The organism is Enterococcus sp. CWB-B31, from assembly GCF_020567645.1.
In the GTDB taxonomy this organism is placed as follows: domain Bacteria; phylum Bacillota; class Bacilli; order Lactobacillales; family Enterococcaceae; genus Enterococcus_L.
This window is the reverse complement of record NZ_JAJDJW010000001.1, coordinates 218,821-236,134: the sequence shown is the minus strand read 5'-3', so window position 1 is coordinate 236,134 and position 17,314 is coordinate 218,821. Positions and strand designations below refer to the sequence as shown.

Sequence of the window (17,314 nt, the reverse complement as noted above, 5' to 3'; positions counted from 1 at the left end):
TTTGTACACAACAATTAAATTCTACACATATTACTATTAAAAATCAATAACACATAGGACGAATTTGCTCTTTTTATCTTTCAATTTGATTAAAAGATTGGGAAAAACCTTCTATAATTCTATAAATAAAAGTTTGAGAGTAATTTTCTTGTTTTTTTCCACCGTCAAATTCGCCGTCAAAGAAAGGATTGAATACTCTTTATGGCTAAAGGAGAAAATATTTACAAAAGAAAGGATGGACGTTGGGAAGGTCGGTATCCTAAGGGGCGAAAAGAAAATGGTTCTTTATACTATGGCTATATTTATGGTGATACCTATCGTTCAGTCAAAGAAAGACTTTTTGAAAGAAAGACCTATTATTACCTAGAACAGTCATCAAAAGTACGGCCCTATACTGGCACATTTACTGATTGGGGAAATTTTTGGTTAAGAGAAATAAAAGGAAAACTTATCAAAGTAAGTACCTATACAAGTTATCAAAATAAGTTTCATGTTCATCTTTTCCCATTATTAGGTAAGTATAAATTGGAAAAAATTACCATCTATCATATTTCTGATTTGATCGGTCATTTAACTAAACGATTAGCTTCCAGTTCTGTTCAATTAATCTTTCATCTATTAAAAGATTGTCTGGAAACAGCAAAACAAAAAAAATACATCGCTGTTAATCCTTGTGATAATGTTATATTGCCTGCTATACAAAATAAAAAAGTAGAAGCTTTCTCTATGGAAATACAGAAACAAATGATTCAAATCAGTCAAAAAGAAACTAAATATTTACCCGTGTTATTAGCCTTAGAATCGGGTCTTCGAATTGGTGAGATTTGTGGATTAAAATGGGCAGACATTGATTTTACTTCGTCAGTCCTTCATGTTCGAAGAACCGTCCAGCGAGTTTCAAGCCAAGATAAACACAAAAAAACCGAACTTATAGAAGGAACACCGAAAACGACTAAAGGATTCCGCACAATTCCTTTGACCTGTACATTAAGAAATACGTTATTAGATATAAAAAAAAGGAACTCTTCGTTTTCTGAATATGTGGTCACAACAGGAAAAAACAAACAGGTTGAACCACGTACAATCAATTACAGATTTGTTCAGTTGAAAAGACAGCTGGGGATTGAGCAAGGAACCTTCCATGCTTTACGCCATAGCTTCGCTACACGCTGCATTACTTTAGGAGGGAATGTTGCTGCTGTCAGTGCAATGCTTGGACATTCATCCATCAAGATGACACTAGACACATACACCAGCAGTTTTCTAGAAGATCAACGCAGTATTGTTGAAAAATTTACGTTCAAATAGGAAAAGCCCTATAAAGACTTAATCTCTATCCTATTCTGAGCCGTCAGTTTCGCCGTCATAAGTGAATTTGATGACTATTTTTATTGGGAATTTGCGGGTTATTCCTATTTTTACGCAAAATATGAAATTTCCACATGTAATTATTTTAACCTCTGTCAGTCTCTGCGCCGTCAGTTTCGCCGTCAAAAGCGAAATTGATGGCTATTTTTATTGGGAATTTGCGAGTTATTCCTATTTTTACGCAAAACATGAAATTTTTAACCATACCCAAACCTGCTACCATCTTTAATAAATTCTCTTTTTTAGAAGGCTATTTCTAAAAATAAATCAAAGTAGTGATTATTGAATTTTAACTCTTTTTTTTAATGTATGAAAGATTCTTGCTTTACTCGTCCAGATAGTAAAAAAGACACACAAGGATAATCAGAATAATACCTAATTTATCCGAAATTTTATTAACTGTTCAAGATACTACCCAAATAAGAAATGATCTCGGAAAAGAGCTTGTTATGAACTATTTAAAATCTTTCTATCTATTTTTAATATACTGGCTTCCTCTATCGAAAAAAAAGCAAGTTACAATTGTATATTTGATGAGCTTTTCGAGTAATGATGGAGAAGTTATTAAACGACTAGCTGAAAAGTATTCAACTGATTTTTTGTTATTCTTCACTGAAAACAATCGATTATATGCTGAGAAATTAGCTGAAAAAGAGGTCACTATTCTACCCTACAGCCAAAAACAGTTGCTGGTTCATAATGGAATTTCCTATTTAAAGCAAGCTCAAGTGGTTGTGGCAGATAACTATTTTCCAGAGCTGGCTATCTTGAAACCAAACAAAAATCGGCGAATCATCCAGCTTTGGCATGCGATCGGTGCTGTTAAAACTTTTGGTTGGGAGGATTCCGCCACCCTAAACCGCAGCACTTCTGATCAGCGCCGGTTCCAGAAAGTCTACGATGCTTTTACAGATATTGTGGTCAGCTCAGAGGCCATGGGCCAGGTCTTTGTGAACAGCTGGAAAGCAGCACCGGAAGTCCTTCGTTATCTGGGCTTTCCCAAGGCAGACTTGCTTGTCAAGCAAAGCATTGCGACACAACACGGCAGCTCCATACTCTATGCACCCACCTACCGCGAGAATTCAGCAGCTATGATGGCAGTCATTGAAAGCGCAATTCAAGCATTTTCACAGCTTTCTGAACAAAGCTTTCTGTTAAAGCTGCATCCTGCTGTAAGCATCGATAAGCTGGTACTGCCGAATAATGTTGTGCTGACAAAAGAATCTTTAGAACAGTTGTTTCCACAGATAAAGATTCTGGTTACTGATTATTCCGCCAGTCTGTTCGAATTTATGGTGAGCAGAACGAACGGCAAAGTTATTTTTTTTGTACCAGATCTAGAAATTTATAAAGCAATGCCCGGTATTCAGAAAGAATTTTTGGATTATGCACCGGGACCCGTAACGAAGACAACAGAAGAATTGACCGAGGTATTGAACAAAAACGAATTCAGTTCTTTTGAAGAACGAGCTGTTCAATGGGAAGAACAGTGGAATCAATATAACGATGGCGAAGCAGGAAAACGAGTGTTGGCGTTGGTTGATGCCGGATTGGGGAGAATAAAATGAAAACAGAATACATAGGGGGACTGCCGGTAGATGTGTTAACCCACGAAAAGATTCTGGAAGACATTCCGGACTATCTGGCTGCAAATAAAAAAATGATCATTACGAGCGTAAATCCGCAGATTACTTTACAGGCGTATGAGCAGCCGGAGGTCTTTCAATACATCCATCGGGCAACCCATCGGATCGCCGATGGGATTGGTATTGTCAAGATGTCCAAGGTAACCGGCGGGGAAATTACCGAACGGATCACCGGCATTGATGTGATGGACAACTGTTTGACATATGCCAATGAATACAGGAAACGGATTTTTCTTTATGGGGCGAAGAAAGAGATCGTGGCACAGGCAGCGGAAAACATTCAAAAGCAATATCCGAATTTGGTGATTGCCGATCACTTGCATGGCTTTACCAGTAAAGAGGAACCAAACATTGTGGAGATTATCAATGAAGCGGCACCGGACTTTCTGTTTGTGGCGCTGGGATCACCCAAGCAGGAGATTTTTCTGGAACGGCATGTAGAGGAATTGAATGCCAAAGTCTTTTTGAATGTGGGCGGGACCTTTGATGTGCTGTCAGGAGCAGTACCGAGAGCACCGAAATTCTTTCTGGATCACAACATTGAATGGCTGTACCGATCGATTAAGTTCCATCGTTATGACCGGCTGATTCAGATTCCACAGTATGTCTGGAAGGTTATGCGTACCAAACGAGGAAAATAAGAAGTAGTTGCCAGCAACCACTTCAATCTATTCTACATAAAAAACGAGGGAAGTCTATTGACGTATAAAGTAAAAGCGCAATACATCACAAAAGAATATGATCTGCTCAAGAAAAAATCAGATAAGCTAAAAAGTCTCTTTTCAATTAAAAGAAAAAATATTCCAAAGTTTTGGGCCTTAAAGGGTGTATCTTTTGAGGTTCATGATGGAGAGACAGTGGGCATTATAGGAATTAATGGATCTGGGAAATCCACCTTGTCCAACATCTTAAGCGGGATTATTCCCCCCACCTCCGGTAATTTGGAAATCAATGGAGAAACCTCCATCATTTCCATTGGCGCCGGACTAAAAGGTCCGCTTACGGGAATGGAAAATATCCGGCTAAAGTGTCTGATGTTGGGAATGACCAACAAAGAAATCGCAGCAATCACTTCAGAAATTATTGATTTCTCTGAATTAGGAGACTTTATCAATCAGCCGGTAAAAAGCTATTCCAGTGGGATGAAAAGTCGACTAGGATTTGCGATTGCGGTACACCAAAACCCAGATATATTGATCATTGATGAGGCTCTGGCAGTTGGTGACGACACGTTTTATCAAAAATGCTTGCACAAAATGATGGAATTTAAGGAACAAGGGAAGACCATCTTTTTTGTCAGTCATGCCCTAGGTCAAGTAGCCAACCTATGTGATAAGACGATTTGGATGCACTATGGGCAGTTAAAAATGTTTGGTCCTACCAAAGAAGTGATTGCCGAATATAAAAAATTTAATACATGGTTCAAGGGTTTAACGAAGAAAGAACAAAGCGACTACAAAGAAGAACAGGTATCTACTCAGAAAACGTTCAGTTTGAAACGTCTTCGCCGTGAGGAAATCAATCAAATTGCAGATACTCAAATGTCTCGAATGGAGATTAAAGAAATACAAAAGGATACAGAACCGATCCAAGTGGGGCGCAACATGTCTGGTGGGACGCGGGTGCTCTTAGCCGTTTTAATGCTTATTACTCTGTTCCTGTGTATGGTTAGTTTCAGTGGCCGGGCTATTTCCAGTGTCGTTGCTCAACCGTTCAAAACTTTGTTCTATCAGCTAGATGAACCAAAGAAAGATACAGCTACAAAAGATTCTACCCAAAGCTCCACTACGCGGACTTTTGATTCGACAATTGTCCAGCCCCCAACAGAAACAAGTGAAACATCAACAGCAATGAGTTCTACAGGTAATCTCTTAACAACAGAAAGCACAACTGTACCTGTATCAGAAAGTTATCTAGTTCAAGAAGGAGATACACTTGATGGCATTGCTGCAGAGCATCAGACAACAGTTGAGGCCCTGATTTTAACAAATAATCTGGAATCAACTGACATAAATGTAGGACAAGTACTGACTATCCCGCAAGGAGAATAAAAGGAGCAGATTATGAAAGAAGTAGTCATTATTATCAAGGAACAGCTAAATAATCTGGGTATTATTTTCCGGATGTCCAAATACGAGGAAAAAGCAACTTATCAAAGTCACTATCTTGGCTTGATATGGCAGATATTAAATCCAATGATTCAGATTGGAATTTATTATATGATCTTTGGTCTGGGTGTAAATGGCGGCAGAGAAATTAAAGGTGTACCTTTTATTGTCTGGATGATGATCGGAATCAGCACTTGGTTTTTTATTAATGGTTCAGTTATTGGTGCCTCTAACAGTATTTATCGTAATGTCGGTTTAGTGGCAAAAATGAAATTTCCAGTCAGTGCCTTACCTTCAATTTCCATAGCCAGTAATTTAATCAACTATTTTTGGATGATACTGATCACTTTTCTTTTTCTGATTAACGCAGGAATTTATCCCAGCCTGTACTGGCTGCAAAGTCTGTACTATTTTGCAGCAATGATTATTTTTATTTTTTCGTTCAGTATCTTGAATGCTACATTAACCACCTTAGTTCGAGACTACCATATTTTGCTGCAATCTGTCTTTCGTGTTGTATTTTTCATCTCAGGACCTATCTGGGATATTGAGAATCGAAATCTTCCGGTTAAGTTGGTACGAATACTCAAGCTGAATCCATTCTATTACCTTATTGAAGGCTTTCGAGACAGCTTCCTTTCCAGAGAATGGTTTTGGGAAAAAGGAAATTACACGATGATCTTCTGGCTGATGGCTTTGATTCTTCTGATTATTGGTTCCCATCTGCATTTGAAGTTCAGAGCAAAGTTTGTTGACTATATATGAATCTCAAAAAGACTTCTACATTCTTTTATTAAGTTGGGTATGCAAAATATAATTAGGAATTTTTATTCTATTTTGCATTCCACTTTTCAAGGTATCAGATATTAACTATTAAAAAAGCATCCATTCTACTAGTAAAACTCAAATTTACTTAATTTAAGGATCAAATTGATAGGGAGAGAATAATGAAAAAGTTCCGTAGACGAATAGAGCATCTATATCACTTGTTTGTACAAGTTGTATTCAGCATCCTTGGAGCACTCCCTAAAAAAAGATTATTCTTTTTTGAAAGCTTCCATGGAAAACAATATAGTGACAATCCTCGTGCGATTTATGAATATTTACAAAAAGAATATCCAGAGATTCCTTGTTTATGGGCTGTAAAAAAAGGATTCGAAAAGCCTTTTATTGAAAATAATGTTCCCTATGTTCGGCGTTTGGGTTTGAAATGGCTGTTGATAATGCCTAGAGCAAAATACTGGATTTTTAATACACGTATGCCAGCATGGATGAAAAAGAATGAACAAACAATCTACATCCAAACTTGGCATGGAACTCCTTTAAAAAAACTTGGCTTAGATATTGAAAATATTTCAATGCCAGGAACTACCACCAAACAATATCGGAAAAATTTTGAAAATGAAGCTGCTCGCTGGGATTATTTGCTATCGGCAAACGCCTTTAGTTCTAACATTTTCAAAAACGCATTTAATTATCAGGGAGAAATTCTTGAAATTGGTTATCCGCGGAATGATATTTTGTTGGATAAAAAGCATTATTCCATAAATAAGCAACGAGTTCTGAAAAATTTAGGTTTGAGTGAACGGAAAAAGATAATCTTATATGCTCCAACTTGGCGAGACACAGAGTTTTACAGTAAAGGTGCTTATAAATATATTAATCATTTTCCATTTGATCAAGTATTAAAAAATTCGGAGAACTCTGTTATTTTATTTCGTGCACATTACTTAATTGCTAATCAGCTAGATAGTTCCAAATATGACAATCGGGTAATCGATTGTTCCAATTATCCGGATATTAAAGATTTATATCTTATTTCAGACTTATTGATTACCGATTATTCTTCTGTAATGTTTGATTTTGCTTATACAGAACGACCAATACTTTTTTTTATGTACGATCAACAAGACTACTTACAAAATATTCGTGGCTGCTATCTTAATCTTGAAAAAATTCTTCCTGGCCCTATTATAAAAACGCAAGAAGAATTAACTAACAAGATTCTGGAGTTGATTGATAGAGATTTTATTACGGTCAATACTCGCTATGAAAAATTCAAAGAAACTTTTTGTCCTGATATAAAAATTAGTTCATCCGAGCATTTAATTAACAAACTATTCAAAAATAAATAGATTGAGGAGCTGTTTTATGAAACGAGTTATAACCTATGGAACATTTGATTTATTACATTACGGACATATTAATTTGTTAAGACGTGCAAAGGAACAAGGTGATTACTTAATTGTTGCCTTATCGACTGATGAATTTAATTGGAAGGAAAAGCAGAAAAAATGCTATTTTAGTTTCGATAAACGGAAAAAATTACTTGAAGCAATCCGCTACGTTGACTTGGTTATTCCAGAAAATGGCTGGGAGCAGAAAACAACTGATGTAAAAGAATATCATATCGATAAATTTGTAATGGGTGATGATTGGGCTGGAAAATTTGATTTCATTCAGGAAGAAACTGATGCTGCTGTAATATATTTGGCACGTACACCTGAAATATCCACTAGCCAAATAAAAAAAGATTTGCTTGGAAGTTAGAACAATAAAAAGAATGAGCAGATTCAACTATTCATGGAAATAATTAAATGTCAAAAGTTCCTGATCATTTTGTTAGTTGCTATCTGTTGCTTGAAATAAGTGAGTACGGAAACTAACTGAGAAAACGGAGTACCCCTCTCTCCTAGCTGACTCAACCAGTTCTCATTTTTCTAATGAGATAGAGGAGATACCCAATAAACTCAAGGATAGTTACTTATTATAATAAGAGTACCTGAGAAGAAAAAGCTGAAGGAATCCAGAATTCTTGATTCCAGAAAACCTCAGTGTCTATCATCCTTGGCATGTTTCCATACTCGCACGAAATAATATTGAGGAGATTTTACTAAATGGAGAAAAATGAACTATCATGGCTTAGAAAAACTTTTAGAACATACCTCCCTGAGGATATGAGACGTAAATTACGTGATAAATTTAATGTTGAGAGTAAAGAAAAAATTTCTCAGAAAAATGAAACGAATTGGTATGAAAAATATAGTAAACAAGTGACAGAACAATTGAAAAACAATTTGCAGGCTCGTCTTAGAACATACTATGCTTCTAAATTCGATTCGGCAATAATAAATGAAAACGTCATTCTTTATGAAGTTAGAGATGGCACTATTTTTACAGACTCCCCTTTTGCAATTTTCCAGTATATGATAAGCCAAAAAGAATTTGAAAATTTTGAGCATCAAATTGTTTTTACTGCTGAAAAAAAAGGTGTTTTTTTTGAGTTACAAAAAAAATATCCTGAAGTTAATCTTAAATTAATTATTCGAGATACGTTTGAATACATGGATGCGTTATTGGAAGCAAAATATTTAATTAATAATAGTACTTTCAATTCATTTTATTTGAAACGTGAAGGTCAAATCTATATCAATACCTGGCATGGAACTGCTCTGAAACATATGGGATCTGACTATGTTCAAGATCCAATGAACGCTAAGAATGTGATGCGGAATTTTCTGATGACTGATTATATTTTGTCACCTAATGATCATATGACAAACCTCTTTCTCCATTCGTACAAACTTGATGGTATATGGGAAGGAACAATTTTGGAAGGTGGACACGCTAGAAATGACTCGTTATTTACTGGCTTGGTTGAAAAAGTGCAACAAGATATAACTGATCGGGGGATAGATTATGATCGCACGAAAAAAACTGTTTGCTACATGCCCACTTGGCGAGGATCTGACGTTGGCGCACCAACAGATATGATTTTAACTCTTAGTAACGAAATCAAATTATTAGAAAATGAACTAGGAAACTCATATAATGTTTTATTAAAAGTTCACCCTTATGTTTTTGATAAAGCAGATCAAAGTTCTCTTTTTAAAGGGAAACTAATTCCTAATGATTTTGATTCAAATGAATTATTTGAGATTATAGATATTATGATTACAGACTATTCAAGTGTCTTTTTTGACTTTCTTTTAACAGGAAAACCAATTCTTTTCTATTGTTGGGACAATGACATTTATGAAAATGAACGTGGAATGTATTTTGATGCTTCCGAATTGCCAGGTCCAACTGTTTATACTTTAGATGATCTAATTAATGCGATTAAGGATATCACTCAAATTGAGATAGACCATAAAGAAATTTACAAAAAATGTCAGAAACGTTTTGTGAGTCATGATGATGGAGATGTCACAAAGAGATATGTGGAACGAATTTTCAAAAGCAATAAAACGAATGGTATGAAAGAAGTTAAAGCAAATACATCAAAAATCAAATTGCTAATTCATCCAGGCGGCATGATTGACAATGGTATTACAAACTCGTTTTTAAATCTGATTGATCAAATAGACTATGATAAGTATGATGTTACTGCTTTCCTACATGATTCAACAAACCCAGAGATAGTAAAAAATTGGAATAAAATGAATCGTCATGTTCGAAAAATGTTTAAACCAGGCTTACCAATATATACATTTGAAGAAAATATTTTTGATAGATATTTAAAGAATGTTCATATGCCAAGTGAAGTAGATAAATATTTGCCTGAATTGGGTTATAAAAGAGAAGCCCAAAGATTATTTGCTGGCTTACATTTCGATGTGACAATCAACTTTGACGGTTATTCCTATTTTTGGGCTAAATATTTACTTTTCGTTGGTGCTAAAAAGAAAATTTGTTTCATGCATAATGATTTATATTCTGAAATAAATAAAAAGGTAAATGGTGAATATACCATCCGAAATGATCTGCTCGGATTATTTTCTTTGTATCCAAAATTTGATTCACTCATTTCTGTATCTAAAAACCTGATGAATATTAATTTGGACGGATTGAAGGAATATGTAAAACCTTCACAAATGGGATTTGTGGAGAATTCGATTAATATAGAAAAAATTGTAAATCGCCCACAAGCTGATTCAGATATTGAAATTAATAAGCATGAACAAATTTGGGTTTTAATGCCCAATACATCGTTAACCACGTTTGACACTCTTCATGAGATACCTCTCAGAAAAAAAAGTATCAAAATTGATAAAATAGTGATTGTTCGTTCTATTGCAGAATATGTAAATTCAGAAACAATTTACTATAAAATAATATGTCAAAATCAATATTTAGGCTGGGTATCTGAACATGATTTAATTCCTTACATGTCTGATGATGATATGCATTTTTTAACGAGAAGGACAAAATTTGATTATAGTGGTATCTTTTCAAATTCCGTTCAAAGTTGCGATGTTAGAAAACAACCACAATTTGGTGCCGAAATAAATTCACTCAACGTTCAACTATTTTCAAATTGTATACTGCGTATTGATGAAATAGCCATTGATAAATTTTCTACGTACATTCATTGTTCATATGAGAAGTATAAAATTGGATGGATTGAGATAGCAGACATAAAAATTACTAAGAATGAATTACTATTTGAACAAGAAGCTTCTGAACTTTTCGAAGAATTTAAAGAGTGGACAAATGCTAAGATTTTCAATAAGCGTATCTATGCTCAAATAAAATTTCCAACAGTCCAGACTTATGATAGTTGTCAGCAAATCCACAAGCAATTCAATGAATGGTCTCCAGGTGTCAATTACGTTTACAAGGTGTTGGATAAATTGGTTGTAGATGGTATGACTTATTGTAAATTATCTCTTGGAGAACATTGTATTGGTTGGGTTGATGAACATCAATTAGACTTTCTAGCAACACGTATTCCCGAATTTTCGAAATATGAATTCATGGATTGGCAACAAAAAGATGTTCTTTTTGTTCCTAAGAAAAATGTAATTAAGTTATATAAAAATATTAGTTTAGATTCTTATGAAGAAATTAATTCTGAAATCTTTTTAGCGAAAGCTTGTTCTATCGAAGGACAGAGTATATCCCATAATACATTGATTTTTAAAGTTCAGATTGAAGGCTCTCATTATTTTGTGACAGCTGAAGACATTGCAGTTGAGACATTAAGTTTAGAAAATGTATTAATTGGAAGCAACAATTATGAAAAATATAATTTTATTAATCCTAAATTCGTTATTTCAAAAATATTAAGTACACAAGGACTCATTTATCGAGTTTTTGAAAACAATCAAGTTCGATTATATAACGAACAAGAATTACTAGGAATGATTCCAATAGTTAGTAAGCAAATTATTAAGAATATAAATTATGTAAATAGTGTTGGAGCAGTAAAAGCAGGAGATGCTATCTGGTTAAATCCATATGGTATGTTTGAACCCACTGTTCGTGTTGCTACAAGCTATTTAGTATCAGGACTTAAGTTTATAACCGATTATGAGGTCACTTTATTAAATGGCGTGACCTATAAGAGACTTCTTTTCAATGATCATTTCTACGGCTGGATAAATTCTGAATATTTTATTACTGATTTTTCTTTGGAAAATATGGATAGTGATCATTATAGTAATTTACCTAAGCAATTATTTTTGTTGGATCAAGAGATTTCATTGGAAATAACGAATTCAATAAGTACATTCAATAAAATTTTTGAAAAACTTAGTGGTGAATTGACCTACAATAAAATTAAGACAAATACCAAATTGAAAGTTGATGCTAAAATGATACTTCAAAATGGAGAAGAATATTATCGGCTATCCTCCAAACAAGAACATGCCGGATGGATTTCAGAAGAAGAATTATTTGATGTATCTTTAAACAAAAAAGTAGAAAAAAAACAATCAGATATCAACTACCTTGTATCTGAAAAGGACATATCCTTATTGGTCAAGAAAAAGGATAGCCAGCTTAAATGCTATTTGAGTGAGCAAGATATCTTGTTAAATGAAGCACATACAATTTCTTTAACAGACACTTTCCAAATTGAACGAGTTCTAAATTATACTCATGGCATGTTTTATAAGATTTTCCATGAATCTAAATCGATATATTGTTTTTCAAAAGATGTTGAAATTGTATATTCAGACTTTCTATCGGATTTATCATCAGAAATTAGACAAGAAATTAAGCCAGATGATATTTTGATTGTTGCAATGGGGAGATTATCTCCTGAGAAAAATCAAGGTGAATTGATATTTGCGATGGAGAAAGTAACAAAACAATTTCCTAACGCTAAGTTAATTTTATTAGGGAAAGGTCCTCTCGAACAAGAATTAAGAACCAGGGTAGCGATGCTAAATCTACAGAAAAATGTCTTTTTTGCGGGACAAATCGACTATCCATTCAGTGTAATTCGTCAATCGGACATATTTGCTTTAGCATCTATTCATGAAGGTCAGCCAATGGTACTGTTAGAGTCATTAGTTCTAGGTAAGAAAATTGTTGCTTCAAATATTCCTCAAAACGAACAAATTTTAGGAGCGAATGATGATTATGGAATATTAACAAAAGGTCTTTTTTCTGATGATCTTTCGGAAGCTTTGCTAAAAGCTTTAACCTCAACTAATAATTTTAAGAAATTTGATGGTGAAAAGTATAATTGTAACGCTTTAAATCAATTTTATAATTTGATTGAGAGTTAAGTGGAAAGTTTGGTGAAAATGAAAAGATTGAATTTGAGTGAATTAAGTGAGACTTATGCTAAAAAATATGATGATGTATCAATTGATGAATATTTAATTTTATATGAAACAAGGGATGGTCAATCAATAGTTGATTCTCCTTTAGCACTATTTATTGAATTAGCTAAAAATCCAGATTACAGAAATATGAAGCATATTTGGGTTATTGATGATGAACAATTAATTGAAAAAAATTCAATTCCAATTGAATTAAGAAGTCAAGTTAAGTTCGTAATAAGAAATACGCCAAAATACATTCACTATTTGCTTCAAGCAAAGTATTTAATTACAAACTCAACATTTCAATCTTTTTTTTCAAAAAAAGAAGGACAAGTCTATTTAAATACATGGCATGGAACCCCTTTGAAATATATGGGGTTCGACATTTCAGGTAATCCTTCTCATTCACAGAATGTCTTACGGAATTTGTTGATGACAGATTTCATTCTCTCTCCCAATTCTCATACGACAAATATTTTTGCGCATAGCTACAAATTGAAAGGGATTTACAATGGAACTGTATTAGAAACAGGTTACCCTCGTATTGATTTTTTTAAGAAAGCAGATAACGATGAATATTTCAGACAATTAAAAAAGGACAATTTGATTTTCGATAGAAGTTTACCAACTATTCTTTATATGCCAACTTGGCGTGGTGAATCAATTAAAAATCCTACAAATGATATTGAACAATTGATTCATGAAATGGAGCTATTAACAAGTCAGTTCCATGGCAGATACAACGTTTTTTTGAAAGTTCACCCTTACATGTATAACAGTATCTGTAAAAATGAAAGAATTAAAAAACAATTGGTACCAGACTATTGGGAGCCCAATTACATTTTAAGTATTACAGATGTTTTAATTACAGATTTTTCCAGTTCATTTGTTGATTTTTTAATTACATCAAAACCAATTATTTTTTATGTTTGGGATATGGAGTTATACGAACAACATAGAGGCACGTATTGGAAAATGGATGAGCTGCCAGGTGATTGTGTTTTTACAGTTCGAGAAATGATTCAAGCTGTTAATAATTTAGAATTGTGTGAGTCTAAGCATGTATCGAAATATAGAGAATTTGTTGATGAATTAGTTCCTTATGAAGACGGAAATGTTTCAAAGAGAATTATAGAACGAGTTTTTAAAGGGCAACAAAATGATTCTATAAACGAAATTATACTAGCTGATGATAAAAAAAAGAAAATACTTTTTTATTCTGGAGGACTACTCAAAAATGGAATTACTTCAAGTTTTCTAAATTTGTTAGATAGGTTAGACTACCAAAAATTAGATGTATCAGTTTTAATTCCACCAGTAAGTGATAGTAATGTTGAAAGTATAAAAAGGATAAATTCCAATGTACGTTTAATTTTTAAATCAGGAAGAAATTTGTATTCTAAAAAAGAAAAGAAACAGTTAAAAAAAGATGCAAACAATCGCTCTGGGAAACTTACTAAAGCATTTAAACGTGAAAGTTCTCGTGTCTTATCAGGAATAAAGTTCGATAGTGTAATTGATTATAGCGGCTATAGCCCTGCTTGGGCAAGGATAGTTGCTTATGCTAATGCTCAACAAAAGATAATCTATCAGCATAATGAACTTGCGAAAGAAATCGAAAAGAGAATAGATGGAAATCAGCCACATGGAAAACGATTGAATGAGATTTTTTGGTTATATAAGGAATTTGATAAAGTAAATAGTGTTTCAAAAAGCTTAATGGAAATCAATTATAAGTCGTTACGTAGTTTTTTAACGCTCAAACAAGTATCCTATACAGGGAATATTATTAGCATCAGCAGCCAAAATGAAGAAAAAAAAACGCGAATCGACAACCGAATTGTAGCTAAAAAAGAATGTTTTTCAGTTGAAGATTTTGGAGATTTACCTCATGTATTCGCTAATTACAAGGATATTAATATTACTTGTGGTGAAAATTTGCGCACTAAACCTGGAGATATTCTGTCTTTCATTGCCGAGGCTTTATTTTCCGGTAAATATTACTACAAGATAATATTGAATTCTGAATATTTGGGATGGATTGAGCAAAAATACTTGCCTCAAAGTGTGCAAAAATTTGAAGTTTCAAAGCAAAGAGTAAATATTGTTGCTAGTTTAAAAAGAAATAATGATAAATTGATTTATCGCACATTACCTACTAAACAAGAAGAATTGTCAAAGGGAATTAGTTATGTTCGTTACTTGTCCAATCGATATGTATGGGTTAAAGAAATATGTTCAACTCAATTAGGAGCCTTTTGTCATATTTATGACTGGAAAAAATCGATTGGTTGGATAAAAAAGGAGTGTTTAACTAATCAACATACTATGCTTAACTTATCACCCTCACAAGTATACTTTCTATTAAAAAACAGCCGAACATATACCTGTATTAGTCAAAGTGTAATAAAAGAAAGATCTACTCTTTTACTTGATCGACCATTACTTGTAGATTTGTATTCAGAACCTAAAGGAATAATGGGTCATAAACTTATAATCAGTTCATATCCACTACTACCTTCCAATAATTATATTATTAACGTTGAAACTATGGTTAATAACGAATTGTGGGTTCAAATTGTTCGCGGAAATCAAGTTTTAGGATGGTCCAAAAAGCAATCACTGAAGTTGAATCAGTTGAGTCAAATGATGACTGTACAAAATGATTTATTAAATAAAAAAGAAACTCAAGTAGTAATTGAAAATGATTCCAGGAAAATTCGGTATGTCTTTGCAGGAAGATTTTCACCTGAAAAAAATCACCAAAATTTGATTATGGCTTTTAACGAGATTAGTAAAATGCTCCCGAATGCAAAGTTGTATTTGTTAGGAGAAGGACCGTTACTTTTAAAGATGGAAAAACTGGTTTATGATTTGAATTTAACGCAAAGAGTTATTTTTCTAGGTCAAACAAACAAGCCATTTCCAATTTTAGAATTGATGGACATCTTGGTAGTCCCCTCTTTTTATGAGGGGCAACCAATGATTATATTGGAGGCTCTTGCATTAGGTCTAAAAATTGTAGCTACTGATATTCCTCAAAATAGAAATCTCCTTGACAATAATTATGGTTTGTTGAGTTCAAGTGCTGGAGTGGAAGATTTAAAAAATGCCATGTTACAAGTTTTAAATTCAAAATTGAAATTTAAACGTTTTGATGTAGCGACATACAATGAAAATGCATTAAATTTATTTTATAAATTAATTAATATGAGTACCGAGAGCACCAAATAGGACCAAAGAAATGGAGGTTGTTCGTAATATGAAAATAAAAGTATCTACGTTAGGCTCATGTATGACCAGAGATCCTTTCAATTCTTTGTTTAATCCTAATTATAAAGATTTCTATAAATTGTCAGTCAATCAATTTCATACATCAATCATTTCTTTAATGTCAAAACCAATAGAGTATGATTCGACAAAGTTCAATTACGTTGAAAGCGTTAAGGAGTTTGCTGATTGGCATTTTAGAACAGAATTGAATAAGCGATTTCTAAATGATTTAGTTCTTTCACAGCCAGATTATTTAATCATTGATTTTTATGCCGATATACATTTTGGTGTAATAAAAGTTGGTGAGTCGTATTTAACAAATAAAGAGTATTCTTACAAAAAAAACGAGTTGTGGAATATCTTAAATCATGGAGCTCATTATAATGTTGAATTAGATTTTGTTGCCTTTTTCGAAATTTTTAAAAAGGCTTTGGATGAATTCATTGCTTTTGTCAACAAATATTTGAAAAAGACAATTATTATTGTTAATCAGGCTAGATATACCTATGAATACTGGGATAGCGTTAATAAAAAAGTGAATATTTTTGGAAGAAAAACGCCAGAAGAGTATTTAGAATTGAATAAGCTATGGTCTGAGTTAGACAACTATATACTGAAAAATCCAAACGTTAGATCTATTTCTTATGACAAAAAATATTACGCAGATCCTAATTATAGGTTTGGCGGACTAGATGATGTACATTACATGCATAATTATTATGATGACTTTCTAAAAAAAATATTGGCAATCACATTTAATGATTTAACTAATCAAAATATTGATCTTGAGCCAACGATTGTTGAAGGAAATCTTATTCAAAACTCGAAATTTGCCTTTGGAAATTCCAGTTGGAAAGTCTTTAACCCTCAAATTTTTTCTATTCAAGATGAAATGCTTACTGTAAGTGCACACGGGAATATTGAGAATAAATGGAATCAAATTGTTTCAGAAGCAATAGAAGTGGCAGAGAATGATCGATTATACTTCTCTTTTAAATTTGAGGCAATTGATTTATCTGATATGGAAGATACAGATCCGATTGTAATTATAAGAACTTTTGAAAAACGGAATGTTTTTAAAGCAAAAGATGCTATTAAAGAAATAAAAATCACTAAATCGGAAGTACTGGAGCAATTGTCTGAAAAATCTACTAATTATTTTATTAGAGAAGTAGAGTTAGAAGGCAAGTACGTAAAAGTAATTCCGTATCTAAAGAAAAATGGTTCTTATAATTTAACGGAATTGCAATTGTCTTATGCTGACGGTGGTTATCAAGTGGCATTAAACGAGTTACATTAGTATTTTAAATCGTCTATTTGTGAAATAAAATTGAATAAATAGGTGGCTCATTGCCTATTTAGA

The 17,314-nt window shown here is 33.2% G+C and carries 10 protein-coding genes; all 10 read left to right on the top strand.

Going from position 1 to position 17,314, the window contains the following annotated elements; translation table 11 throughout:
• Positions 1-201 precede the first annotated feature (201 nt).
• The 10 genes from LI954_RS00885 (at position 202) to LI954_RS00840 (ending at position 17,251) form a co-directional block, all read left to right on the top strand.
• Positions 202-1,308 (top strand): tyrosine-type recombinase/integrase, encoded by a 1,107-nt coding sequence (locus tag LI954_RS00885; RefSeq protein ID WP_229442414.1) that lies wholly within the window; start codon positions 202-204, stop codon positions 1,306-1,308.
• Positions 1,309-1,817: 509 nt separating this feature from the next.
• Entirely contained in the window at positions 1,818-2,936 is a 1,119-nt protein-coding gene (locus LI954_RS00880) for a CDP-glycerol glycerophosphotransferase family protein (protein ID WP_229443245.1), read from the top strand.
• Positions 2,933-3,655 (top strand): WecB/TagA/CpsF family glycosyltransferase, encoded by a 723-nt coding sequence (locus tag LI954_RS00875; protein ID WP_229443244.1) that lies wholly within the window; start codon positions 2,933-2,935, stop codon positions 3,653-3,655. The genes LI954_RS00880 and LI954_RS00875 overlap by 4 nt, the downstream gene beginning before the upstream one ends.
• Positions 3,656-3,712: 57 nt before the next feature.
• Positions 3,713-5,065, top strand: coding sequence for an ATP-binding cassette domain-containing protein (locus LI954_RS00870; protein ID WP_229442417.1), 1,353 nt, complete (start codon positions 3,713-3,715; stop codon positions 5,063-5,065).
• A 12-nt stretch (positions 5,066-5,077) separates the two neighbouring features.
• Entirely contained in the window at positions 5,078-5,887 is an 810-nt protein-coding gene (locus tag LI954_RS00865; protein WP_202067856.1) for an ABC transporter permease, read from the top strand.
• A gap of 182 nt (positions 5,888-6,069) precedes the next feature.
• The gene (locus LI954_RS00860; protein ID WP_229442418.1) at positions 6,070-7,257 is read left to right on the top strand and encodes a CDP-glycerol glycerophosphotransferase family protein; all 1,188 of its coding nucleotides are present in this window, start codon (positions 6,070-6,072) and stop codon (positions 7,255-7,257) included.
• Between the two features lie 16 nt (positions 7,258-7,273).
• A complete protein-coding gene (gene tagD, locus LI954_RS00855) occupies positions 7,274-7,672 on the top strand; it encodes a glycerol-3-phosphate cytidylyltransferase (protein WP_202067858.1) in 399 nt (132 codons plus the stop codon).
• A gap of 347 nt (positions 7,673-8,019) precedes the next feature.
• Entirely contained in the window at positions 8,020-12,639 is a 4,620-nt protein-coding gene (locus tag LI954_RS00850; protein WP_229443242.1) for a CDP-glycerol glycerophosphotransferase family protein, read from the top strand.
• A gap of 18 nt (positions 12,640-12,657) precedes the next feature.
• Complete coding sequence (locus LI954_RS00845) at positions 12,658-15,912, top strand: CDP-glycerol glycerophosphotransferase family protein (protein WP_229443241.1); 3,255 nt, start codon at positions 12,658-12,660, stop codon at positions 15,910-15,912.
• 28 nt (positions 15,913-15,940) lie between these two features.
• Entirely contained in the window at positions 15,941-17,251 is a 1,311-nt protein-coding gene (locus LI954_RS00840) for a DUF6270 domain-containing protein (RefSeq protein WP_229443239.1), read from the top strand.
• Positions 17,252-17,314: the final 63 nt, after the last annotated feature.